Source organism: Thiosulfatihalobacter marinus (assembly GCF_016019955.1).
Lineage (GTDB): Bacteria > Pseudomonadota > Alphaproteobacteria > Rhodobacterales > Rhodobacteraceae > Shimia > Shimia marinus_A.
Genome location: NZ_JAECRZ010000005.1, coordinates 85105 through 108620, shown reverse-complemented (window position 1 = coordinate 108620; position 23516 = coordinate 85105). Strand labels below are relative to the sequence as shown.

Below are 23516 nucleotides of genomic sequence, written 5' to 3'. Positions count from 1 at the left end.
TCGCTCGCTGAAGAAAAAGTGAATTTGACGATCAATCACTTGGCATCATTTGCGCCGCATATGTTCATCCAGCCGTGGCATGATCTCCACGAAATTGCAGGGGCGATGCCGGTAATCCAGCTGCCATTTCAGGATTTCGTCCCAGGCATCCTTGCAGGCGCCCGGGCTACCGGGCAGGGCAAACAGATAGGTGCCCTGCGCCACGCCGCCGGTGGCCCGGCTCTGCACCGCGCTGGTCCCGATCTTTTGCATCGACACCATGGTGAACACCGTGGCGAACGCCTCGATTTCCTTTTCATACACGTCCCGGTGCGCCTCTACGGTTACGTCCCGCCCGGTCAGCCCCGTTCCACCGGTCGAGAGGATCACATCCACTCCGTCATCCGCACACCAGGCCCGCAGTTGCCCCGCGATCTCGGCGCGCTCGTCGCGCAAAATCTTGCGGTCGGCCAGAACATGGCCCGCCTCCTGCAAACGCGCGACCAGCACATCGCCGGACCGGTCCTCGTCGGGCCTGCGGGTGTCGCTCACCGTCAGAACCGCGATGCGCACCGGTATGAATGCCTTGCCCTCGTCGATCCGGTTCATGCCATCGCTCCGTTCCTGTCAAACTCGAACCAGTTCGCAGTTGGTCCCAGGTTTACGATCCGGGTGCTGCCCAACTTGGTGCTTTGCCCCCAACAATCGTGAATATGCCCGCACAGGACAAGCTTTGGCGCAATTCGCGTGATCGCCGCCCGTACGGCCGTTGATCCAAGCGACACACCGTCTGAATCTCGGTCCGCTATCCCCTTGGGTGGCGAATGGCTGATCAGAATATCCGCGCTGTCGCACCGCGCCAGCAGCGCGGCGGCGGCGTCTTCCTCCAGATCACATGACCAATCGGTGAACGGTGTCACCGGCACGGCATAGCCCAAACCGAATATCCGCACCCCCCCGATCTCGCTCGCCTGGCCATGCAGCACCGTCGCGCCCGCCGGGGCCGCCGCGCGCAGCTCGCTCTCGCCTTCATTGTTGCCCGGCACCAGCACCAGAGGCGCGGAAATGCCCCGGAGAAGCTCCAGTGCGCCGGTCAACGCCTGCCGCCGATTGCAGAAATCGCCGGCCCCGATCACCAGGTCCGCCGACCGGCTTGCCGCGACAATGGTGCGCGCCGCGCGCGCCGAATGATGCAGGTCGGAAAACGCCAGAACCCTCATCCGCCAGCCTCCAGCCGAGCCCTCAGCGCGAGCAGGTCGGCCCACGCTTCGCGCTTGGCCTCGGGCTGGCGCAACAGGTAGGCCGGGTGAAACATCGGCAGAACCGGTTTGCCGAAAGCCTCTTGCCACTGGCCGCGCAACCGCGTGATCTGACGCCGCCCCAAAACCGCGTCGCAGCTGATATTGCCCATCAGAACCACGATTTCCGGTGCCACGATCTCGATGTGGCGCTCCAGGAACGGGCGCAGCATGGCGATTTCCTCGGGTCGGGGATCACGGTTTTGCGGTGGACGCCATGGCAGGACATTGGTGATATAGACCGCATTCGCGGACAGCGGCGCATCCCGCCCCATCCCGATCGCGCCCAGCATCCGGTCCAGCAATTGCCCGGCCTGGCCGACAAACGGCTTGCCGGCGCGGTCTTCCTCGCGCCCGGGGGCCTCGCCGATGATCATCACGCGTCCGGCAGGGTTGCCATCGGCAAACACCAGGTTGCGGGCACCCCGCTTCAGCTCGCAATGCCCAAACGCCGCCAGCGCCGTCTGCAACCCGCTCAGATCCCTGGCGCCCGCCGCCGCCTTTTTCGCTTCTGCAACCGGATCAACCGTGACCTGCGCGGCACGGCGCGGTGGCTCGACGGAGGCGTCGGGCGCCGGCGCGGCAAGCCTGGGCGCCGCCTCGGGCATCTCGTAGCGGTTCACCGGCGCATCCAGAATCGCCTCGGTCACGCCAAGTTCCACCTGCCATTCCAGCAAGGCCAGCGCGCTGTGATATTCCAATGCCGATTCCATCCTTGCAGTCTATCCCGGCGCCACAGCTGTTGAAACCGCAAGCAGCGCGCCGGCCCGCCGCTATACCGCGTTCGGCAACGCCGCGCCGCGATCCATCGCCTCCAGATTGGCCACCGCCATCATCCCCATCGACATGCGCACTTCCAGCGCGGCGGTGCCCAGATGCGGCAGCAAAACCGTATTGTCCAGCTTGCGCAGGGCCTCGGGCACCTTCGGCTCGTGCTCGTACACATCCAGCCCGGCGCCCCCGATCAGCCCCTCCCGCAAGGCATCGATCAGGGCGCGTTCATCCACCACATCGCCGCGCGCGATATTGATGAACCGCGCATGCGACGGCATCGCCGCGAACACCCCGGCATCGATCAGGTGGCGTGTCTCTCCGCCCCCGGGAATGGCCACCACAAGGAAATCCACCTGCGCGGCCATTTCGGTGAGGCTTTCGCACCGTTCGGCCTCGAACTCCATCGGTTTGGGCGAGCGGTTGAAATACTTTACCGCCATGCCAAACCCAAAGAAACACCGCTGCGCAATCGCCTGCCCGATCCGGCCCATGCCCACGATCCCGACAGTCTTGCCCGACATATGCAGCCCCAGCATCTGGGTCGGGTGCCAGCCTTCCCACTGACCCGAGCGCACCATCCGTTCGCCCTCGCCCGCGCGCCGCGCGCTCATCAGCATCAGCGTCAGCGCCGTGTCCGCAGTGGCGTCCGTCACGGCACCGGGGGTATTGGATACGGCCACCCCCACACGCGCCGCTGCCGCCACGTCGATATGATTGTACCCCACCCCGAAATTCGCCAACAGTTTGCAGCGCGGCCGGGGCACGTCTTCGAACACATGCGCGTCGAACATGTCGCCCAGTGTCGGCATCACCAGATCGTATTCCCGCAGCGCATGGCGCAGGTCGTTGGACGACAGCGGCGCGTTGCTTTGGCGCAGGGTCACGTCAAAGCTCTTGCGTGCGCGTTCCAGTACCGGTTCGGGCATGGGGCGGGTGATCAACACGGTCTTCAATGCAGTCTTCCTCCGTTCGGTACCGGCCCGTCCGGGCCGATCAGCACGATCTCGCCCTCGGCATCAGGCAATCCCAGCACCAGTATTTCCGACATGAATGTTCCAATCTGGCGCGGCGGGAAATTCACCACCGCCATCACCTGCTGGCCGATCAGCGCCTCGGGTTCATAATGCCGTGTGATCTGGGCCGAGCTTTTGCGCATCCCGATCTCGTCACCGAAATCCACCCATAGCTTGATCGCCGGTTTGCGTGCCTCCGGATAGGGCTCGGCCCGCATGACCGTGCCCACCCGGATATCCACCTTCAAAAAATCGTCAAACCCGATCTCAGCCATCGGCCAGTTCCCGCGATCGGTCTGCCGCCGCGCCCACGGTGCGGATCATCAGCGGTGGCAGGCCCCTGGCCGGGTCCATCAGCACCTCCAGCCCGGCCTGCGTCGTGCCGTTCGGGCTAGTCACGTTCTTGCGCAGTTGCTCCGGGCTTTCCTCGGCAAACTCGGCCAGTGCCCCGGCGCCCGCCACCGTCGCCTTGGCCAGCACCATCGACAGATCCGCCGGCAGTCCCTGCGCCTCTCCGGCGGCGGCCAGCGTTTCGATCAGATGAAACACATAGGCCGGCCCCGAGCCGCTGACCCCGGTCACCGCATCCAATTGCGACTCGCGCTCCAGCCGAACCACCTGCCCGACCGCGCGCAACAACGTTTCCGCCAGCGCAACACCATCCTCTCCGGCATGGTCATTACCAATCACCGCCGTTATCCCCTTGCCAACGGCGGCCGGGGTGTTGGGCATCGCGCGCACAATCGGCGTTTGCGCGCCCAGCATCCCCTCATAGGTTGCGATCGAAATCCCCGCTGCGACCGAAACAAACAGCGTGTCGCCATTACCCATCGCCTGCAACGCGGGCAGCGCCTTGGCCATCATCTGGGGCTTGACCGCGATCAGGACAATCGCGGGCGCGGCGGGCAGATCTGCGTTCACATGCACGCCGGTGCCGTTCACCCAGTCGCTCGGATACGGATCCTGCACCCAAACGGAACCTGCCGGCAGCCCATCGGCCAGCCAACCCTGCAACATGGCCGAACCCATCTTGCCGCATCCCAGCAGCACAAGGCCCTTTTCGGCCACACCTTCCATATTCATGAACGCCCCCTCTCTATTTCGGGGGCAAGTGTTACGCCCGCCCGTACGCCTCTGCAATGGCAACCTGCATGGCGTCTTCCACCTTGCGATCCCCCCAGACCACCAACTGGAATGCCGGATAAAACCGTTCGGCATTCACGATCGCGGCGCTGATCAACGTGTCGATCTGATCGGGGCTGGCCACCTGTCCGCCGGCCAGCACCAGCCCATAGCGGTAAATCATCAGTTTCTGTTGCTTCCAGTAAGTGAACGCACCGGCCCAACACTGATCGTTTACTGCATTCAGCGCCTCATGCAGTTGCGGCAGCTTGTCGTCGGGCGGCTCCATCTCGAAAGAACACACCATCCGCAGCGTTTCGTCATAGGCCGACCAGGCCAAGGTGATCGAATAGGTCTTCCACTGCCCTTCCACGGCCATGGCAATCTGGTCATCGGCAATGCGATCAAAGCTCCAGTCGTGGTGCTCGGCGATATGCTCGACAATGTCGATCGGGTGAAGGTCGTCTTCCAGAAACTGCTCTGATAATGCCATGGCGCCACCTCTTTTTTGCTGTTGCGCCCGGGGATCGGCAGCGCCCCAGCGCTTGGTGCCTGCTCTAGAAACTGTGGAGGCTTCCACATTTCTTACCAGATATGGTGCGGTGCCGGGGGCGCTCTGTAAAGCAAAATATCTGTGGATAACGCAATAAGTTGTGGATTAAGTGCATCCGGGCACAAGAGACAGACACAATTATGCGCCCCGCTCAAACTGCCGCGCCAAGGCCCGGCAGGCCCCGGCTAAGGGGCGCTGCGGCGCGCGATTTTCGCGTTGTCCGTCAGCCCGGCAGACGGGTACAGAACCACGGTTTCGCCCGGTTTCAGCCCGGACAGGATCTGCGCGTCAATGCCGTTGTTGCGGCCCGGCTCCACCGGGCGCATCGCGGCGCGGCCGTCGCCATTCACCACAAACACGGCCCAGCCGCCATTTTGCCTGAACAGCGCGCTGGATGGCACGATCAGCGTTTCCTCGGCTCCCCAGACCACAATCCGCACCTCGACCCGGAATCCGTGCCCCAACGAAGCACGCTTCTCCGGCGGCCCGGTAAAACGGATCACCGCATTCACCCGCTGTTCCTCGACCCCCAACGCGGAATACTTGGTAAAGCCCCACGGATCGATCCGTTCCACCACGCCCGTCAAATCGCCCGCACCGCCCCAGTTGGTAATGATCGCCCGATCCCCAACCCGCACCTGCACCGCATCCGTGGACAGCAATTCCACGATGACCTCCAGATCGCTGGACGTGTCTCCCACCTCCAGAATGGGCGCACCGGCGGGCAGCGTTGTCTCGCTTCGCTGAATGACCCTCAGCACCCGGCCGGTGATCGGCGACGGCAGGTCGATGGGTGTTTCATTCGCCCCGGTCGCCGCATCGTAAAGGCCCTGATCGTCAAAGCTGATCAGCCGGGCACGCGCATTGTTGAGATCGGCAATCCGCATCGAGATCGCGGCACGAGCCGTGTCCACCGTTGCCTGCACTGTGCGCCACTTGCTTTCCGCACGATCCAGCGCCGCCTGCGAAATCGCCTCCTGCTCGACCAGCGTGCGCGCGCGCTTCACGTCTTCTTCCGCCAGGTCACGATCCGCCAGAACCTTGTTCAAATCGGCCTGACCCACGCGCAGCGCCGCCTCTGCTGCGGCAATCGCGGCGCGGGCCTGTTCGCGCGTTCGGATATCCAGCGCGGCCGGATTGGTTGGCAACATGCGCGCCACTACCGTCCTGCCCGCTTCGACAAAATCACCCGGCTCCAGTTCCACCCGCATAAGCCGTCCGGCGATCGGCGTAGACACCACGTAAGGGTCGCGCACCTGCGTACGGGCCTCTTCCTCGACAGTTTGTACCATCGCGCCAAGCCGTACCTCGCCCGTGTCCACCAACATCGGCTGTGGCCAGAACGCCGCCGCCAGCCCCACGGCCACCAACACAGCCGCCGCCCCGGTCAAAATCCGTCGTGATTGCCGTTTTGCCATCTCGCTCACTCTCTTGTCTTCAGGGTCGCCACCAGATCGACTTTGTTGATTTCGCGTTTCACCAGCCAGCCCGACAAGACCGTCGCCACCACGACCGCCACCCCGGCCCAGCCATAGGCGGTGGGGCGGAAGGTTGTCGGAATCTGGTACAGATCGGTACTGAACCCAGCCGCCACCAGGAACGACAACCCATAGCCAATCGCCACGCCCAACGGAACGGCCAGAATCACCACGATGGCCAACTCACCCAGCAGGATAAAGGCCGCCTCGCCGCGCGTGAAACCCATCACCCGCAGGCTCGCCAGATCGCGGGCCTGTTCGCCGAAACTGATCCGGGCGGAATTGTAGACGATGCCGAAGGTGATCACCCCGGCAATCGCCGCCATAATGAACCGCATCGTTCCGGCCCCGGTATCCATCAGCTTCTTCAGGGCCGCGCGCGCATCGCTCTTGCGGGTCACACCGGCCACGCTGGGCACATCGCGCAGTGCGGCGAACAGCGCGGGATACTGTTCCGAATCCACCCGCAGATACGCACCGGAAATACGCCCCGGCTCGTTCATCGCCTTGTTCAGAACATCCAACTTCATGAAAGCCGGCGCGCCCAGCAAAGTGTCGGCGATCCGCGCCACCGGCACCTCCAGCACCGGGCGCCGCCCCTCCAGTACCTCGACCGTCACGCTGTCACCCGGTCCGACCTTCAGGATATCCGCCAGCGCCCGGGCCAACACGATACCGCTGTCCGGCATCGAAATATCCGCCTGGTCCGCATCCACGGCCCGGCTCAGCCGTGCCCCCGGCACCAGCCCGGTCACACCCCCGCGATAGCTTTGGGTTGCGTGACGCAACACGGCGCCCACCGCGCGGGTCGGCTCGACCTCGATCACACCGGGCAGTTGCCGCAGCGCAAAGACGGTCTTTTCGGGCATCTGCTCAAAAAACGTCACCGAAACATCCGACCGGTCGATCACCGCAAATGTCTGGTCCAGCGCGTCGTTGAACCCACTCATCACCGACATCTGCGCCGAACTCAGCCCCATCCCCGCACTGATTCCGATCACCGCGCCCACAATCCGCCCGGGATTGCGCAACACCCGGCGCAACACCATGCGGCTGGGCTGGTCCAGCCAGCGTTTCAGCCGCGCATTCAACGCCCCCGAGCGGGAAAAATCCGCCGGGGCGGGGGGGCGCATCGCCACGGCCGGGGTCAACGCGAAAACCTTGCGCAACACCAGAAGCCCACCAGCCACCGCCGCCAGAACGCTCACCGAAACCCCTGACACAAATGACGACGGTTCCACCCGGAACACAAGAAAGGGAAAGTGGTAGATCGATTGATAGACACCGGCCAGCGCCCGCCCGGCCCAGACCCCGCCCGCACTGCCCAGCGCGGCACCAAACAGGGCAATCGACACGACCAGCTTGAAATAATGCAGCGACACTTCCCAATCGGTATAGCCGAATGCCTTGATCAGCCCGATCTGCTCGCGCTCTGCCTGCACCATGCGGCTGACCACGATGTACAAAAGAAAGGCCGCAACCGCCATGAAGATCGGCGGAACCGCCGCGCTGGTGGTGCGCAGGCCTCGGATTTCCTCGGACAGGAACCGATTGGAGAACTGATCCGCCAGCGCGTAGGCCCCCAGCCCGCCAAATCGATCCAAAACCGAATCCACCGCCGCCAGAACCGGCTCGGGCCGCGCACCCCGTTCCAGCGACAACAGCACCTCGTTGAACGCGCCCTTGAGGTCGAATGCCGCTTCCAGCGCGTCCTGATTCATCCACAAAACCGCAAAGCGCGCATTGTCAGGCACCACCTCGCCCGGCGCGATCGTGAACAGGAATTCCGGGGCCTGCGCGATTCCGACAATGCGAAACTGCCGACGCGCGCCGTGCATGGTCGCCGACAGGCGGTCGCCCAATGTCAAACCATGGGCTTGCACAAAGCTCTTCAGCAAAAGCACTTCCTCTGTGCGCCCCGGCTGCGGCATCCGCCCGTTGGCCAGATACACACCGTTCAAGCGCGCCTCGCGCCATGGGGGCAACGATACAACCTGCGCCCGCACCGGTATGGCCTGTCCTGCGACCTCGACAAGCGCCTTGCCCTGAATGCGCCCCTCCACCGCGTCCACACCGGGAATCTCGGCGATCCGATCCAGCACCTTTTGAGGTGCCCGCACCACAGGTGCGAAGACATCCGCCAGCCGGTAGCGCTCGTAATAGGTACGCCGGGTTTCCTCGAGCGACGAAATCATGCCGCTCATCATCACCAGCAACAGCACACCCACCGCAACCACCAGCGCAATCGCCCCCGCCTGGCCCTTGATCCGCCAGAGGTCTCGCAGCAGCTTGTGGTCCAGGGCGCTCATGTCTCTACCAGGCTATCTCGTCCGGGCTGACGCGGGTTTCGTTCTCCACGACCGCTCGGATCGCGCCATCGGCAAAATGGATCACCCGATGCGCCATCTGCGCCGTCGCCGCGGCGTGTGTCACGATCATCACCGTCGCGCCCAATTCGCGATTCACGTCATTGATCACATGCAGCACGGCCCGGCCTGTCTGGCTGTCCAGCGCGCCCGTGGGTTCATCGCAAAACAACACCGTGGGATTTTTGGCAACCGCCCGCGCGATCGCCACCCGCTGCTGCTCCCCCCCCGACATCTGCGCCGGGAAATGATCCATCCGCTCGCCCAGCCCCACCAGCCGTAACGCCCGTTCCACGTCCATCGGATTTTCGGCAATCTCCGTGACAAGTTCGACATTTTCGCGCGCGGTCAGCGACGGCATGAGATTGTAGAACTGAAAGACAAACCCGACATGATCGCGCCGATACAGTGTCAGTTCACGATCATTCATCTGCGAAAGATTCCGATCCTCGAAAAAGGCCTCCCCCTCCGTGGCCCGGTCAAGCCCGCCGATGATATTGAGCAATGTCGATTTTCCGGACCCCGAAGGCCCCAGCAACACCACGATTTCACCCTTGGGAATTTCCAGATCGACCCCGCGCAGCGCGTGGACCGCCGCCGGGCCGGACCCATAGACCTTGGTCAACCCGCGCGTTGCAAATGTGGTTTGCCCGTCTGGCACGTTTTCTCTTGCCATGACACCCCGCTTTCCCGTGCAGCCTAAGCGGCTGGAAAGGCCAATGTCCATGCGGCACACATTCACGCCATGCCAAAGGGGGCGCTGCCCCCACCGCCTGCGGCGGTTCCCCCGGAGTATTTCCCGAACAATGAAAGCCGAAAGACCACCCGCCTTTCAATGTTCCAAAAATACTCGATGCAAGACGCCACCGTAATCGGTGTCGCCGCGCTATTTTGATTCCAGCGCCGCAATCCGCGCCTTGAGCGCCTCGTTTTCCTCGCGCGCCTTTTGCGCCATGGCGCGCACCGCGTCGAACTCCTCGCGGGTTACGAAATCACGGTCCGCGAGCCAACGGTCCATGAGCGATTTCATGGCGTTTTCTGCCTCGTCCCGCGCGCCCTGAGCCACGCCCATGGCGTTGGTCATCAGTTGCGACATGTCATCCACGAATTTGTTCCGGGTCTGCATTGATCTCTCCGCGATTGCCTTGCCGCCTATATGGGGCGCGGCGGCACCGGACGCAAGGTTGACACTGGCTCCGCCGCGTGGCCAAAGATGCAGCACAATGCGTGCACAGATCCCTTTTCCCGATATTTCACCCGAACTGTTCTCGTTAACTCTGTTCGGTATGGAATTTGCCCTGCGCTGGTACGCGCTCGCCTATATCGTGGGTATCCTGATTGGCTGGCGCATAGTCGTCCGGTCCGTGCGAAACGCCCGGCTCTGGCCTGGCAACACGGCGCCTATCACGCCATCCCAGGTCGAAGATCTTCTGACCTGGGTGATTCTCGGCGTGATCCTCGGGGGGCGGATTGGCTATGTCTTGTTCTATCGGCCCGCCTATTACCTGCAAAACCCCGGCGAGATCCTGCAAATCTGGACCGGCGGCATGTCCTTTCACGGCGGAATGCTGGGGGTGGTGGTCGCTGGATGGCTGTATTGCCGCAAGCACGGGCTGATCAGGGTGCAAGTGGCCGATGCCATGGCGCTTGGCGTGGCGCCGGGGCTGTTATTGGGACGAATTGCCAATTTCATCAATGCCGAGCTTTGGGGCCGCCCCACCGATCTGCCCTGGGGTGTCGTTTTTCCCGGTCAGGCCGCGCAGGATTGCGGGCCGCTGACCGCCCTGTGTGCCCGCCACCCCTCGCAGCTTTATGAGGCGCTGCTTGAGGGCCTGCTTCTTGGCGGTCTGCTCTTGTGGATGGCCTGGCGGCGTGGGGCACTGAGATTCCCGGGCCGCATCACCGGCACCTTCTTTATCGGTTATGGGCTAGCACGATTCCTGGTCGAGTTCGTCCGCCAGCCTGACGCGCAGTTCGTGACCGAAGGCAATCCACTGGGCCTCGCTCTTCAATTTTCAGGCTACGGTGTGACCATGGGCCAGATCCTGTCCCTGCCGATGATCCTGTTGGGGCTCTGGCTATTGGCGAGGGCGCGCCCATGACGGCGATGATAGAACATCTCATGACCCGCATCCGGGCAGGCGGACCGATGACAGTGGCCGAATACATGACCGAGGCGCTACTGCATCCGAGGCTGGGTTATTACACCACGCGCGACCCGCTTGGCGCCGGGGGGGACTTCACCACCGCGCCGGAAATCAGCCAGATGTTTGGCGAGTTGGTGGGGCTGGCCATTGCACAGGCCTGGCAGGATCAGGGCAGCCCCAGTGCCTTCACACTTGCCGAGCCGGGTCCGGGCCGTGGCACGCTCATGGCCGATATCCTGCGCGCCACCCGCGCCGTTCCCGGATTTCACGCAGCCATGCATTTGCACCTTGTCGAAGCCTCGCCGGAATTGCGCGCGCGCCAGCGCGTCCTGCTGGGAGATGCCGTCACCTGGTTCTACGAATTGGAGGAACTGCCCGACAACCAGCCCCTGTTTCTCGTCGCCAACGAGTTTTTCGACGCTCTGCCCATTCGCCAGTTCCTGCGCGGCTCAACCGGCTGGCAAGAGCGGTTGATCGGCCAACGTGACGATGCGCTTACTATCGGCCTTGGCCCCGAACAGCCCCGCGCCGAACTGGACCACCGCCTGGCGGACACCAAGCCTGGTAATATCGTTGAAACCTGCCCCGCCGCGCCCGCGGTCGTGGCTTCGATCTCCGATCGCATCGCGGCGCATGGTGGCGCGGCGCTGATCTTTGACTATGGCGGCTGGCGCTCCAACGGCGACACGCTTCAGGCGCTCAGGGACCATGCGCCGATCGATCCGCTGGCGGATCCCGGCCGGTCCGACCTGACGGCGCATGTCGATTTCGAGGTCCTCGCCAAGGCCGCCACCTGCGCGCATTCGGGGCTGACGCCGCAGGGCGTGTTCCTGGAGCGGCTCGGGATCACCGCCCGCGCCGGCGCGCTTGCCGCCCGGCTTTCTGGCGCGGCGCTGGAGCAGCATGTCGCAGCACATCGGCGCTTGACGCACCCTGATGAAATGGGAAACCTGTTCAAGGTTCTCGCGCTTTTCCCCAAGGGCGCACCACCCCCACCCGGATGTGACCCATGACGCTTGAAATTCTGACCGCAGACATCCTTGGCCCGGTTCGCCACGGTTTCTTCACCCGGCGCGGCGGCGCCTCTTCGGGCGTATTCTCCGGGCTCAACTGCGGCACGGGCAGTTCCGACCAGACGGAAATTGTCGAAATCAACCGCAACCGCGTGGCCGAAGCGATGGACGTGCCCAGGGACCGGCTTGTCACGGTGTTTCAGGCCCACACCCCCGATGTAGAGGTGGTAAAGGCGCCTATCCGGGGTGACAGGCCCAGGGCCGACGCGATGGTGACAAACACCCCCGGCCTGGCGCTGGCGATTCTCACCGCAGATTGCCAGCCTGTGCTTTTCGCCGACAAGTCTGCGGGGGTGGTCGGCGCGGCCCATGCCGGGTGGCGCGGCGCGCTGGACGGGGTGCTGGAAGCCACGCTCGACGCCATGGAGGGGCTGGGGGCAAAACGCGGCAACGTTCGCGCCGCCATCGGCCCGTCGATCTCGCAACGCGCCTACGAGGTCGGTCCGGAGTTCTTTGACGACTTCATGATGGAAGATCCTGAAAACGCCCGCTTCTTTGCCGGCGGGCAGGGTGACAGAATGCAGTTCGACCTACCATCCTATGGTTTGCACCGTCTGCGCCGCGCCGGGGTGGGCGAGGCCGAATGGATTCGCCACTGCACCTATTGCGACCCGGATCGCTTCTACTCTTACCGTCGCAGCACCCATGCGGGCGAGGCCGATTATGGCCGCCTGATCTCGGTCATCCGGCTCTGACTCTGCCCGCGAAATCTGCCGCAAAAACTGTCGCGTATTTTCGTCAAATCAAACCAATCACGCCGCATCTCCGCCCCAATTCGGGAACAGACTGGTTTCAAGTCAGAAACAATGGGTTTCCAGCCAGAGACCCGCGGTCAAAGGAGAAAGACCATGAAAAGCCAGACCCGTTTCATCAATTCCGTTGTCGCCGCCTCGCAGGCTGACGCCCCGCAATTGCCTTGGGCCCGAGGCGCCCGCCGCGCGGCCTTTATCGCCAAGCGCAATGGTATCGTTCTGAAAAACGCCGCCTGATCCACAATACAGCCGATCGCAGACAAACGGGCCGCGCGGGAAAATCCCTGCACGGCCCGTTTGTCTTCAACCCCGCCCGGTTCAAGCGTCGCGGGTCAGCCGCTCTTCCAGAATCTCAAAAGGAACGCCCGGTTCGTCCTTGGCGCCCCGGATTACAAGCGATGTCTTTACACTGGCCACGTTTTCCGCCCTCAGCAAACCCTCGGTCAGGAAGCTCTGAAACGTCGACAGATCGGGCGCGACGCATTTCAGGATGAAATCCACCTCGCCATTCAGCATGTGGCACTCGCGGACCAGGGGCCAATTGCGGCACCGTTCCTCGAACACGCTCAGATCCGCCTCGGCCTGGCTTTGCAATCCGACCATGGCAAAGACCTGCACCTCAAAACCAAGTTCGCGCGCGTCAACATCGGCGTGGTATCCCTTGATGAAACCGGCCTCTTCAAGCGTGCGGACCCGGCGCAGACAGGGCGGTGCGGAAATACCCACCCGCTTGGCCAACTCGACATTGGTCATGCGTCCGTCAGCCTGCAACTCGGCCAGAATTTTACGGTCAATCGGATCAAGACGGGCACCCGGCATTGTGAGTCTTTCCCTTTGGAATTTGCGGTTCTTATACCACCGCCCGATACATGCGCAATATTGTTTCACGTTTGCGCAAGATCATTTTGCGACAATTTCATTTGCCGCCCGATTTCGCGGCAATGGCATTTGCCGCGTTCACGGGGTTTTCCCTCGCCACGGGGAGGGTTATATCCCCTACCTGACTTTTCGTTGCAACGAGGAAATTTCCCAGATGGCCGACACCAAGCACACCAAGGTTCTGATCATCGGCTCCGGCCCTGCCGGCTATACCGCGGGCGTCTATGCCAGCCGCGCCATGCTGGAGCCGATCCTCGTGCAGGGGATCGAACCGGGTGGGCAACTGACCACCACCACCGAGGTGGAAAACTGGCCCGGAGACACGGAGGTTCAGGGCCCCGACCTGATGGTGCGCATGGAGGCCCACGCCAAAGCGATGGGCTGCGAGATCATCGGCGACATCATCACCGAACTCGACCTGGCGCAGCGCCCCTTCACCGCCACGGGCGACAGCGGCACCATCTACACCGCCGATGCCGTTATTCTCGCCACTGGCGCGCGCGCCAAATGGCTGGGCCTGCCGTCGGAAGAAAGGTTCAAGGGATTTGGCGTTTCGGCCTGCGCCACATGTGACGGATTCTTCTATCGCGGAGAGGAAATCGTCGTGATCGGCGGTGGCAACACCGCCGTCGAAGAGGCGCTCTTCCTGACCAAATTTGCCTCCAAGGTCACGCTGATCCACCGCCGCGACGAACTGCGCGCCGAAAAGATCCTTCAGGACCGGCTTTTCAAGAACGACAAGATCGAAACGCTCTGGTTCCACACGCTTGAAGAGGTGATCGGCACCGACACCCCGCTGGGCGTCGAAGCGGTGCGCGTGCGCAACGTCAAAACCGACGAGATCACCGAAATCCCCTGCAAGGGAGTGTTTGTCGCCATCGGACATTCCCCCGCCAACGAACTGGTTAAGGATACGCTGGAATTGCACATGGGCGGCTTTGTCACAACCAAACCCGGCACTACGGAAACCTCTGTTCCCGGCGTTTTTGCCGCTGGCGATCTGACGGATCACCAATACCGTCAGGCTGTGACCTCGGCGGGAATGGGGTGCATGGCCGCGCTGGATGCCGAACGGTTCCTGTCGGAACACGAGTGACTTGACCCATCGTTCACCGCGCTCCACGCTGGGGCGCGGCGAACGGAGACATTCATGGCCAGCGCACTTTGGCAGGGCAACTGGAGAACCCGGGCACGGATCATATCCGGCCTCGTGCTGTTCACCTATGTCCTGCTGCACTATCTCAATATCGGGCTGGGCCTGTTCTCGCTGGAATTGATGGAACGCGCCAGCGATTGGCGCAGAGTGGTGTCGCGCAGCATGGTTGGCACCGTTTGCTATATGGCGCTCTGCTTACCCATCTGGGACTGGCCCTGTATCGGCTTGCCCGCCGCCGCACGCTTCGGATGCCGATGACCGAGATGTTGCAGATCGCGCTTGGCCTGACGATCCCGTTCTTCCTGATGGCGCATTTTGTTCACACGCGGGTGGCGGCGTCAGCCTATGACGTGAATGACCGGATGGGTTATATCGCTGGCCTGATCTGGAACAGCACAAGCGGGTGGAACCAGGCAATTCTGCTGCTAGTGGTCTGGGTTCATGCCTGTATCGGGCTGCATATGTGGCTGCGGGTCCTGCCTGCCTGGCGGCGCGCGCAACCGGTGATGGTCTCGCTTGCCACACTGATCCCCGCCTTCGCCCTGGCGGGGTTTCTGGTGCAGGGCCGGATTCAATATGCCCGCCTGTTCAGCCCCGACGAAGGCCCCGGCCTCGTTGCCCGCTACAACATGCCATCGCTGCCCGAGTTCCAGACGCTGATCGAACTGACCACACAAGGCATTGCGATCTTCACCGCATTGCTCGGTCTGACATTGGCCATTTTTCTGGGCCGCAAATACCTTGGCACGCGCAAATCGCTGCGCATTCGCTACGTGGACGGGCCGGAGATCCAGGGCCGGCGCGGCATGACTCTTTTGGAAATGTCGCGCGTCACCGGGGTGCCGCACATGGCGCTGTGCGGCGGGCGCGGGCGTTGCACCACCTGCCGCGTCGTCATCGAGGACGGGGCCGACAATGTGCCCCAACCCTCGCCACAGGAAACCGCCAGCCTTCGCGCGGTGAATGCGCCGCCCAACGCCCGCCTCGCCTGCCAGCTGCGCCCAACCGAACCGATCACCGTGCTTCGGGTATTTCGCACGGACGGACGGCGGGCGCGGGCGCATGAAAGCCTGGGCAAGGAACGGCGTCTGGCCATCCTGTTCCTGGACATGCGCGGCTTTACCGCCCGCACCACCGGGCAACTGCCCTATGATGTCGTGTTCCTGCTCAACCGGTTCTTTGACGCCATTGTACCCTCGATCACCGGCGCCGGCGGCACGATCGACAAATATCTGGGCGACGGGCTGCTCGCCGTGTTCGAACTGGGCGACGAACGCGCCTCTGCCCTCGCCGCGCTGGACGCCGCCGCCGGGATCGGCTCGGCGTTGCACATTTTCAATCAGACCCTGATTGCGGAAAAAGCCAGGCCGGTGGCAATCGGCATGGGGCTGCATCTGGGCGATCTCGTGCTGGGCGAAATCGGCGCGGCGGACAACGCGCCACGCACGATCATCGGCGACACGGTCAACGCCACGTCCCGGCTGGAGGCAAAGACCAAGGAACTGGGTGTCGAGGCGCTGATATCGCGCGCCCTGCTCGAGGCGGCCGGCAAGGATATCACGTCGCTGGATCTGGTCGAGCTTCAACTGCGCGGCGTCGCACATCCCATTTCCGCACTGGCCGTGGAAAAGGCCGCAACCCTGCCCGCCCTTCTGTCCGGCGACGCAGGGACCACACAAGGCGCCGATAACAGGCCCGCATCCGCATCAGGGGCCTGACCGCCGCACCCATGCGCGCGCTGCATTGCGGCATTGCGGCGCATATTTGCCAAAACCTGCAAAAAAGACTTCCCCCAAAACCTTTTTCATGAGAAGCGTTCACGCGTGAACACAATTTGAGTCGTTTATTTATGTCGTCCGTATTGGCCAGATCCAACTCCTCCGAGGAAGATTTGCTCTTTCGCCTCCTGCGTCAGCTCGATGCCGCGCCGGATGCGTCTCAACGGGCCACCGCATTGGCATTGGGAATTTCCCTTGGCCGCCTGAATGCGCAATTGCGCGCTGCGGCGGATGCCGGGTTGATCACCATCACCCAACGCCCGGGCCCCGACAAACGCCAAAGATTCGCCTACTCGCTCACATCCCGCGGGGCGGCGGAAAAGATGCGGCTCACCGATCAATTCCTCGCCCGGAAACTGGCGGAATACAACGCGCTTCACGCTGAACTCACTGGAACGGCCAGCGGTCTTCCTCCTCTCAAACACAGGACTCATCCGATGCAGAACAACCTGTCTCCAATCCCCGAGCTTTATGTCTCCTACGAGAGCGCGCAAAAGCTCAAGGTCGAAGCCGCCGACCTGACAAGCTGGGATCTGACCCCACGCCAGATCTGCGATCTGGAACTGCTGATGAATGGCGGCTTCAGCCCGCTCAAGGGCTTTCTGGGGGAAGACGACTATAACGGCGTCGTCGAAAACATGCGCCTGGCGGACGGCGCGCTGTGGCCGATGCCAATCACGCTTGACGTGTCGGACACATTTGCCGAGTCGCTCGAACTGGGCCAGGACATCGCCCTGCGCGATCAGGAAGGTGTGATTCTCGCCACCATGACCGTGACCGACCGCTGGGAGCCTAACAAGTCCCGCGAAGCCGAAAAAGTGTTCGGCGCGGATGACGATGCCCACCCGGCCGTCAACTACCTGCACAACACTGCCGGCAAGATCTATCTTGGCGGTCCGATCACCGGCATTCAGCAGCCTGTGCATTATGATTTCCGTGGCCGTCGCGACACGCCCAACGAGCTGCGCGCCTATTTCCGCAAGCTGGGTTGGCGCAAGGTCGTGGCCTTCCAGACACGCAACCCGCTGCACCGCGCGCACCAGGAACTGACCTTCCGCGCCGCCAAGGAAGCCCAGGCCAACCTGCTGATCCACCCCGTCGTCGGCCTGACCAAACCGGGCGATGTCGATCACTTCACACGCGTGCGCTGCTATGAGGCGGTTCTGGACAAGTACCCGGCCTCGACCACGTCCATGTCGCTGCTGAACCTGGCCATGCGCATGGCCGGCCCGCGCGAAGCTGTGTGGCACGGCCTGATCCGCAAAAATCACGGCTGCACCCACTTCATCGTCGGCCGCGATCACGCCGGCCCCGGCAAGAACTCGGCAGGTGAAGATTTCTACGGACCCTATGATGCCCAGGATCTGTTTCGCGAACATCAGGACGAGATCGGGATCGAAATGGTCGATTTCAAACACATGGTCTATGTGCAGGAACGCGCCCAGTACGAACCCAATGACGAGATTGCGGACCGTGACAACGTCACCATCCTCAACATATCGGGCACCGAACTGCGGCGCCGTCTGGCCGAGGGTCTGGAAATCCCCGAATGGTTCTCGTTCCCGGAAGTGGTCCAGGAGTTGCGCCGCACCCGTCCGCCGCGCTCCAAACAGGGCTTCACGGTATTCTTCACCGGCTTTTCTGGCTCTGGCAAATCCACCATCGCCAACGCTCTGATGGTCAAGCTGATGGAAATGGGCGGCCGCCCTGTGACGCTGCTGGATGGCGACCTGGTGCGCAAGAACCTCAGCTCGGAGCTGGGCTTTTCCAAGGAACACCGTGACCTGAACATCCGCCGGATCGGCTATGTCGCGTCCGAAATCACCAAGAACGGCGGCATCGCCATCTGTGCGCCAATCGCGCCCTATGCCACGACGCGCCGCGCCGTGCGCGAGGATGTCGAGGCGTTCGGCGCCTTTGTCGAAGTGCACGTCGCGACCAGTATCGAGGAATGTGAACGCCGCGACCGCAAGGGCCTCTACAAGCTGGCCCGCGAAGGCAAGATCAAGGAATTCACCGGTATTTCAGACCCTTACGACGTGCCGGAAAACCCCGAGCTGCGCGTTGAAACCGAAGGCACCGACGTGGACAACTGCGCGCATCAGGTCATTCTCAAGCTGGAAAGCATGGGCCTGATCAAAGCGTGATATCCAGCTGATCGAATTCCGAAGAACCCTGAAACGCGGGGCGCCCGGCGCCTCGCGTTCTCTTGTTGCGATGGGGTTCACACAGAGGTGAAGCGCGGCGCGTTGCACGGGATGTTATGCAGGAAGGATGAAACACCTGATCCCGCTGTTCCTGCTGGCCGCTCCTGCCCTGGCCGACGCCCCGATCATCGAATCCGCCTCTGCCACCCGCATCGCAGATGGCTGGCGCTTTGACGTCACCCTGACTCACCCCGATACCGGCTGGGATCACTACGCAGATGGCTGGCGTGCCGAAACAGAAGGCGGCAGTGTCCTTGGCACGCGCGAATTGGTTCACCCGCATGTCGACGAACAGCCTTTCACCCGGTCCCTGTCGCCGGTTGCACTTGCTGATGGCATCGCAACAGTGCTGATCCGCGCCCGATGCAATATCGACGGGTGGTCGCGGGATGTATTCGCCCTCGAATTACGTTAGTGCACCGTAACCGGCGCCAGGTCATTCTGGCGCGCCAGCACAAAGGCCAGTTTGCGATCCTTGACCAGGGCAAGCCGCTCGCCATCGGCTTTGTGTACGGCATAAAGAGTGTCGATGCCGGGCATCTGCGCCCGCAATTCCTCGGGCAATTCGTCCACGGCCACCTGGCGTACATAGACGATCCGATCGTCCTGATCCTGTCCGAAATCGTATTTGCTATACATCTATCACCCCTTCCTGATCTGAATGGTTTGCACCACGCTTTCCGGCTTGGCGCGGCTCAAGTCGACATGCAGCAACCCGTTTTCCATGGCCGCATCACCCACATCCACGCCATCGGCCAGCACGAATGACCGCTGGAACTGGCGCGCCGCAATGCCGCGATGCAAAAACACCCGATCCTCGGAATCGTCACGCTGGCGGCCCCGGATCACCAGCTGGCGATCCTCTACCGTGATGCTCAGATCCTCTTCGCGAAACCCGGCCACAGCAAGTGTGATGCGGTAGGAATAATCCGAAGTCTGTTCTATGTTGAAAGGGGGATAACCTTCGTTGCCCGTCTTGGCGGTGCGTTCCAGAAGGCGCTCCAGCTGTTCAAAGCCCAGCATGTGGGGATATGACCCCAGTGTAAGTTTTGTCATCGACACGTCCTTAATCTCAAGCGACAGTCCACGTCCGGGCCCCGTTTCGGCAGCCCGGTCCCGACAAATATGGGCAGGCAAGGCGGCAATGGCAAGAGGCGCAGTTGGCATCAAAAACCACCGTACTGGCCGCCAAAACCTTTGCACCCGCGAGCCGAATCGCTATTCTATTGCTCTGCAAACACATGGGAAATTCCACGCATGAACGCCCCCAGCGACCTGGCGATGAAAACCGACGACGTTCTCATGGTCGAATTGGAAGTGTTTCGTCAGGAACATCGCGATCTGGACGAGGCGATTCACGCGCTTGTCGAACGCGGAACCGGCGATCAGCTCACCATCCAGCGGCTGAAAAAGCAGAAACTGCGCCTCAAGGACATGATCGCCCTGATCGAAGACCGCCTGACCCCCGATATCATCGCCTGACCAGCCACCGCGCGCCCGGAATTTTTCCAAAAATTCCGCCCTGTTTTCCTTGCAGGAAAACACCCCCGTCACGCGCCGCGCGCACCACGGCGCCGCATTGCGCAAACCGCCAAAACCTCTATAAACCGGGCTTCACGATCTGACAGAGGCAAAAATGACGGATACTCCACAGGTTGGCATCATCATGGGCAGCCAGTCAGACTGGCCCACGATGAAACTCGCGGCCGAAATTCTCGACGAACTCGATATTTCTTACGAGGCCCGGATCGTATCGGCGCACCGCACCCCCGACAGGCTCTGGTCCTATGGAAAAGAGGCGGCGGGCCGGGGGCTTCAGGTGATCATCGCCGGGGCTGGAGGCGCCGCCCACCTGCCTGGGATGATGGCCTCGAAAACCCGCATTCCAGTGATCGGTGTCCCGGTGCAGACCCGCGCCCTGTCGGGTGTCGACAGCCTCTATTCCATCGTGCAAATGCCCAAGGGCTTTCCCGTTGGCACCATGGCCATCGGTGCCGCCGGCGCCGCCAATGCCGGGCTGATGGCGGCCGGGATCCTCGCCCTGCAAGACCCCGCGCTCGCAACCCGCCTCGATGTCTGGCGCGATGCGTTGTCTGCCTCTATTCCCGACGCGCCGGAAGGATGAGCCGGATCGGCTTTATCGGCACCGGCCACATCGCCGCGCCCATGGTCCGCTTTCTGGCGGTCAGGGGACACGACATTTGCGTCACCCGCCGTTCCGAAGCGGTCTCCGCCGCGCTTGCCGCCAACCACGGTGCACGCGTCGGCGCGCCCCGGGACGTGCTCGACAACAGCGACATTATCATTCTCTGCCTAAGGCCGCAGAAGGCCCACGACGTCCTTGAACCGCTGGAATTTCAATCCCACCACCAGATCGTGTCGGTCATGGCCGGTGTCTCGGCGCATGACCTGGCCGCGCTCTGCGCCCCCGCCCGGTCTTACGTGCGCACCATCCCGATGGGCTTTCTTGAAACCGGCGGCTGCCCGCTCGCCGCCTATGGCGACACCGACATGCTGGCGGCGCTGTTCGAACCGGAGAACCCCGTGGTGCCTGTTGCCTCAGAGGCCGCGCTGAACGCACATTTTGCGCTTTGCGCCATGGTGCCCGGCCTGCTCGACATCATGGCCACGGGCGCCGGCTGGCTCGGCCAGAAAACCAACGACGTAACCGGCGCCGAATTTTTCACCGCCCAGCTTGTTTCCGGTTTTCTGGCCGCCATGCGCAAGGACCCCGGCGCGCTGACGCGGGAACGTGATGCGCTGGCGGTCGAAGGCTCACTCAGCCGGCAAATGACGCAAACCCTTGAAACGCATGGGGCACACAGCGCATTGCGCAGCGCGCTCGATGCCATCGGCAAACGGTTGGAAAAATCATGACGGATCCCCTTCCCCTCGACAGCACTATCGGCATTCTCGGTGGCGGTCAGCTTGGTCGGATGCTTTCTGTGGCCGCGTCCCGCCTGGGCTATCGCACCCACATCTTCGAACCCGGCGCCAACCCGCCCGCCGCGCACGTGGCTGATCGTGTCACCACCGCCGCCTATGATGACACCGCCGCGCTGACCGCCTTTGCCGATCAGGTCGATATCATCACCTACGAATTCGAAAACATCCCCACAGCGGCTCTCGACCTGCTCGAAACCCACTGCCCCATCCGCCCGGGCCGCGAGGCGCTCCGGGTCAGCCAGGACCGGCTCGTGGAAAAAACTTTCCTGCGCGATCTTGGCCTGGCCACGGCCCCGTTCGCCCCGGTCGCGTCCCGGGACGAACTCTCCGCCGCGTTGCAATCCACCGGCACGCCCGCAATCCTGAAAACCCGCCGCTTTGGCTATGACGGCAAGGGGCAGGCCCGGATCGATTCGCCCCAATCCGCAGACGCCGCATACCGGGACATGGCCGACGCGCCCGCGATCCTCGAAGGGTTTGTCGATTTCAGCCGCGAAGTTTCGGTGATCGCCGCGCGCGGTCTGCAAGGTGACGTGGCCTGCTTCGATCCCGGCGAAAACGAACATCACGAAGGTATCCTGCGCACCACCACGGTGCCCGCCACCCTGACCGCCTCGCAACGCATCGGCGCTGTTTTGCTGGCCTCGCAAATCCTGAATGCGCTGGATTACGTCGGCGTCATGGGCGTGGAACTGTTCGTGACCGACAGCGGGTTGATCGTGAATGAAATCGCCCCACGCGTGCATAATTCCGGCCACTGGACTCAGAACGGCTGTGCCGTGGACCAGTTCGAACAGCATATCCGCGCCATCACCGGCCACCCGCTGGGTGACGGTCGGCGCCATGCCGATGTCGTCATGCAAAACCTGATCGGCAATGATATGGACAAGGTGCCCGCCCTGATGCGCCAACCCGATACCGCATTGCATCTTTACGGCAAGGCGGAAACCAAGCCGGGGCGCAAGATGGGCCACGTCAACCGCATTCGCCCGATAAGCAGCTGATCGGTCAACGATCGGCGCTACAGCCCGACCGCCTTGCGCACCATGTCCCAATAGATGCGCTCGACCTCGTTCAGCGACAGCCGCCCGCCCTCGCGGAACCAGGTGTTGACTCCTGTCAGCATGGCAATCACCGCCATGGTAGCCACCTTGGTATCGGCCACCGCGAACACCCCCGCCGCAAGTCCCGCGCGCAGGATGTTTTCCAGCTCGTCCTCGTAGCGACGGCGCAACAACTCGATCTCGGCGAAATTCTCCGGGCTCAGGTTGCGCAACTCCATATAGGCGATGAACACCTCGTCCGGCCGCCGGGCGTGAAACCGGATGTGAAACCGCGTGAACCGTTCCAGCGCGGCCACCGGATCTGGCGCGCCGGGCATCGCGGCGTGCTCGGCCAGCAGTTCCTCCAGATGCGTGCGCATCAGATCGAACAGCAGCGATTGCTTGTCCGGTGTATAATTATACAACGCCCCGGCCTGCACCCCGACCTCGCGCGCGATCTGGCGCATCGACACGGCGGCATAGCCATGCCGCGCAAAAAGCTGCAACGCCGCCGCGCGCACGCGCGGTCCGGTGATGTCGGAATGGGATCCTGCGGTTCTTGCCATGCAGGCAGATTATCTGAACGTTTGTTCTTTTAAAAGCCCCGCTTGCCCTGCCGCCCGGGCTGCGGCACAAAGAACCAACCGCTCCAAGGCCCGGACCCATGCACAAGCTCGCCTTTCTTGCTCTCCTCATTGCTGCCGCCTGTAGCCGCGAAGTCTATGACGCGGATCTTGACGACGCGGCGGCCGCGCAAGCGCCCTATCCAAAGCTGCTGCCGGTCCGTGACACATTGGTGCTCGACACGCCCCGCCTGTCCGAAAACAGCGAGGACGAGCTTGCCGCGCGTGCTCGGCGGCTCAGGAATCGGGCACAGGCCCTATCGTCCAAACCAGCGGAATAGCACCGCCCGCCCGCGGCGTTGCACAGGTCCCCGGAACGGTTTACAGGG

At 62.8% G+C, this 23516-nt stretch carries 29 protein-coding genes; 14 read left to right on the top strand and 15 right to left on the bottom strand.

Annotated elements, in window-relative coordinates:
* Nucleotides 1–45: 45 nt before the first annotated feature.
* From moaB to I3253_RS09490, 11 genes are all read right to left on the bottom strand, one after another.
* Nucleotides 46–588 (bottom strand): molybdenum cofactor biosynthesis protein B, encoded by a 543-nt coding sequence (gene moaB / locus I3253_RS09540; protein ID WP_197917427.1) that lies wholly within the window; start codon nt 586–588, stop codon nt 46–48.
* The gene (locus tag I3253_RS09535) at nt 585–1199 is read right to left on the bottom strand and encodes a metallophosphoesterase family protein (protein ID WP_197917426.1); all 615 of its coding nucleotides are present in this window, start codon (nt 1197–1199) and stop codon (nt 585–587) included. Before I3253_RS09535 ends, moaB begins: the two co-directional genes overlap by 4 nt.
* Nucleotides 1196–1990, bottom strand: coding sequence for a uracil-DNA glycosylase (locus I3253_RS09530; protein ID WP_197917425.1), 795 nt, complete (start codon nt 1988–1990; stop codon nt 1196–1198). Before I3253_RS09530 ends, I3253_RS09535 begins: the two co-directional genes overlap by 4 nt.
* A gap of 60 nt (nt 1991–2050) precedes the next feature.
* Complete coding sequence (locus I3253_RS09525) at nt 2051–3004, bottom strand: 2-hydroxyacid dehydrogenase (RefSeq protein WP_197917424.1); 954 nt, start codon at nt 3002–3004, stop codon at nt 2051–2053.
* Complete coding sequence (locus I3253_RS09520) at nt 3001–3339, bottom strand: tRNA-binding protein (RefSeq protein WP_197917423.1); 339 nt, start codon at nt 3337–3339, stop codon at nt 3001–3003. Before I3253_RS09520 ends, I3253_RS09525 begins: the two co-directional genes overlap by 4 nt.
* The gene (proC, locus tag I3253_RS09515; protein ID WP_197917422.1) at nt 3332–4147 is read right to left on the bottom strand and encodes a pyrroline-5-carboxylate reductase; all 816 of its coding nucleotides are present in this window, start codon (nt 4145–4147) and stop codon (nt 3332–3334) included. Before proC ends, I3253_RS09520 begins: the two co-directional genes overlap by 8 nt.
* A gap of 31 nt (nt 4148–4178) precedes the next feature.
* Nucleotides 4179–4679: a type III secretion system chaperone family protein gene (locus I3253_RS09510; protein WP_197917421.1), complete on the bottom strand. Its 501-nt coding sequence runs from the start codon at nt 4677–4679 to the stop codon at nt 4179–4181.
* 245 nt (nt 4680–4924) lie between these two features.
* Entirely contained in the window at nt 4925–6157 is a 1233-nt protein-coding gene (locus tag I3253_RS09505; protein ID WP_197917598.1) for an efflux RND transporter periplasmic adaptor subunit, read from the bottom strand.
* A gap of 5 nt (nt 6158–6162) precedes the next feature.
* Nucleotides 6163–8526, bottom strand: a complete 2364-nt coding sequence (locus I3253_RS09500; RefSeq protein ID WP_197917420.1) for an ABC transporter permease — start codon at nt 8524–8526, stop codon at nt 6163–6165.
* 4 nt (nt 8527–8530) lie between these two features.
* Nucleotides 8531–9259, bottom strand: coding sequence for an ABC transporter ATP-binding protein (locus I3253_RS09495; protein WP_197917419.1), 729 nt, complete (start codon nt 9257–9259; stop codon nt 8531–8533).
* 210 nt (nt 9260–9469) lie between these two features.
* A complete protein-coding gene (locus tag I3253_RS09490) occupies nt 9470–9709 on the bottom strand; it encodes an accessory factor UbiK family protein (RefSeq protein WP_197917418.1) in 240 nt (79 codons plus the stop codon).
* A 97-nt stretch (nt 9710–9806) separates the two neighbouring features.
* On the opposite strand from I3253_RS09490, the gene lgt reads away from it, so the two are divergent.
* The 4 genes from lgt to I3253_RS09470 all read left to right on the top strand — a co-directional run bounded on the left by lgt (nt 9807) and on the right by I3253_RS09470 (nt 12792).
* Nucleotides 9807–10685, top strand: a complete 879-nt coding sequence (gene lgt / locus I3253_RS09485; protein WP_197917417.1) for a prolipoprotein diacylglyceryl transferase — start codon at nt 9807–9809, stop codon at nt 10683–10685.
* Nucleotides 10682–11743 carry a class I SAM-dependent methyltransferase gene (locus I3253_RS09480; RefSeq protein ID WP_197917416.1) on the top strand — a complete coding sequence of 354 codons (1062 nt, stop codon included), beginning with the start codon at nt 10682–10684 and terminating at the stop codon, nt 11741–11743. The genes lgt and I3253_RS09480 overlap by 4 nt, the downstream gene beginning before the upstream one ends.
* Nucleotides 11740–12498, top strand: coding sequence for a peptidoglycan editing factor PgeF (gene pgeF / locus I3253_RS09475; RefSeq protein WP_197917415.1), 759 nt, complete (start codon nt 11740–11742; stop codon nt 12496–12498). Before I3253_RS09480 ends, pgeF begins: the two co-directional genes overlap by 4 nt.
* Nucleotides 12499–12651: 153 nt before the next feature.
* On the top strand, nt 12652–12792 hold the full coding sequence (locus I3253_RS09470) for a hypothetical protein (protein ID WP_197917414.1): 141 nt from the start codon (nt 12652–12654) through the stop codon (nt 12790–12792).
* An 81-nt stretch (nt 12793–12873) separates the two neighbouring features.
* Here the strand turns inward: I3253_RS09470 and I3253_RS09465 are convergent, their stop codons facing one another.
* A complete protein-coding gene (locus tag I3253_RS09465) occupies nt 12874–13374 on the bottom strand; it encodes an Lrp/AsnC family transcriptional regulator (RefSeq protein ID WP_197917413.1) in 501 nt (166 codons plus the stop codon).
* A 214-nt stretch (nt 13375–13588) separates the two neighbouring features.
* On the opposite strand from I3253_RS09465, the gene trxB reads away from it, so the two are divergent.
* The 5 genes from trxB to I3253_RS09445 all read left to right on the top strand — a co-directional run bounded on the left by trxB (nt 13589) and on the right by I3253_RS09445 (nt 18990).
* Nucleotides 13589–14530 (top strand): thioredoxin-disulfide reductase, encoded by a 942-nt coding sequence (trxB, locus tag I3253_RS09460; RefSeq protein WP_197917412.1) that lies wholly within the window; start codon nt 13589–13591, stop codon nt 14528–14530.
* A 54-nt stretch (nt 14531–14584) separates the two neighbouring features.
* Nucleotides 14585–14848 (top strand): hypothetical protein, encoded by a 264-nt coding sequence (locus I3253_RS20700; protein WP_332262128.1) that lies wholly within the window; start codon nt 14585–14587, stop codon nt 14846–14848.
* The gene (locus tag I3253_RS09455) at nt 14839–16308 is read left to right on the top strand and encodes an adenylate/guanylate cyclase domain-containing protein (RefSeq protein WP_332262127.1); all 1470 of its coding nucleotides are present in this window, start codon (nt 14839–14841) and stop codon (nt 16306–16308) included. Before I3253_RS20700 ends, I3253_RS09455 begins: the two co-directional genes overlap by 10 nt.
* A 131-nt stretch (nt 16309–16439) precedes the next feature.
* Nucleotides 16440–18515, top strand: a complete 2076-nt coding sequence (locus tag I3253_RS09450) for a bifunctional sulfate adenylyltransferase/adenylylsulfate kinase (RefSeq protein ID WP_197917411.1) — start codon at nt 16440–16442, stop codon at nt 18513–18515.
* Nucleotides 18516–18642: 127 nt separating this feature from the next.
* On the top strand, nt 18643–18990 hold the full coding sequence (locus tag I3253_RS09445) for a hypothetical protein (protein ID WP_197917410.1): 348 nt from the start codon (nt 18643–18645) through the stop codon (nt 18988–18990).
* Here I3253_RS09445 and I3253_RS09440 read toward each other — a convergent pair.
* Nucleotides 18987–19214 (bottom strand): DUF1150 family protein, encoded by a 228-nt coding sequence (locus I3253_RS09440; RefSeq protein WP_197917409.1) that lies wholly within the window; start codon nt 19212–19214, stop codon nt 18987–18989. The genes I3253_RS09445 and I3253_RS09440 overlap by 4 nt on opposite strands.
* A 3-nt stretch (nt 19215–19217) precedes the next feature.
* On the bottom strand, nt 19218–19631 hold the full coding sequence (locus I3253_RS09435; RefSeq protein WP_197917408.1) for an Hsp20 family protein: 414 nt from the start codon (nt 19629–19631) through the stop codon (nt 19218–19220).
* Nucleotides 19632–19832: 201 nt separating this feature from the next.
* Here I3253_RS09435 and I3253_RS09430 point away from each other — a divergent pair, with 201 nt between their 5' ends.
* From I3253_RS09430 to I3253_RS09415, 4 genes are all read left to right on the top strand, one after another.
* The gene (locus I3253_RS09430) at nt 19833–20057 is read left to right on the top strand and encodes a YdcH family protein (protein WP_197917407.1); all 225 of its coding nucleotides are present in this window, start codon (nt 19833–19835) and stop codon (nt 20055–20057) included.
* A gap of 154 nt (nt 20058–20211) precedes the next feature.
* On the top strand, nt 20212–20700 hold the full coding sequence (gene purE / locus I3253_RS09425; RefSeq protein ID WP_197917406.1) for a 5-(carboxyamino)imidazole ribonucleotide mutase: 489 nt from the start codon (nt 20212–20214) through the stop codon (nt 20698–20700).
* Entirely contained in the window at nt 20697–21452 is a 756-nt protein-coding gene (locus tag I3253_RS09420; protein ID WP_197917405.1) for an NAD(P)-binding domain-containing protein, read from the top strand. The genes purE and I3253_RS09420 overlap by 4 nt, the downstream gene beginning before the upstream one ends.
* Nucleotides 21449–22525: a 5-(carboxyamino)imidazole ribonucleotide synthase gene (locus I3253_RS09415; protein ID WP_197917404.1), complete on the top strand. Its 1077-nt coding sequence runs from the start codon at nt 21449–21451 to the stop codon at nt 22523–22525. Before I3253_RS09420 ends, I3253_RS09415 begins: the two co-directional genes overlap by 4 nt.
* A 17-nt stretch (nt 22526–22542) precedes the next feature.
* Here the strand turns inward: I3253_RS09415 and I3253_RS09410 are convergent, their stop codons facing one another.
* Nucleotides 22543–23130 (bottom strand): TetR/AcrR family transcriptional regulator, encoded by a 588-nt coding sequence (locus I3253_RS09410; protein ID WP_197917403.1) that lies wholly within the window; start codon nt 23128–23130, stop codon nt 22543–22545.
* A gap of 98 nt (nt 23131–23228) precedes the next feature.
* Here I3253_RS09410 and I3253_RS09405 point away from each other — a divergent pair, with 98 nt between their 5' ends.
* On the top strand, nt 23229–23468 hold the full coding sequence (locus I3253_RS09405) for a hypothetical protein (RefSeq protein ID WP_197917402.1): 240 nt from the start codon (nt 23229–23231) through the stop codon (nt 23466–23468).
* Nucleotides 23469–23516: the final 48 nt, after the last annotated feature.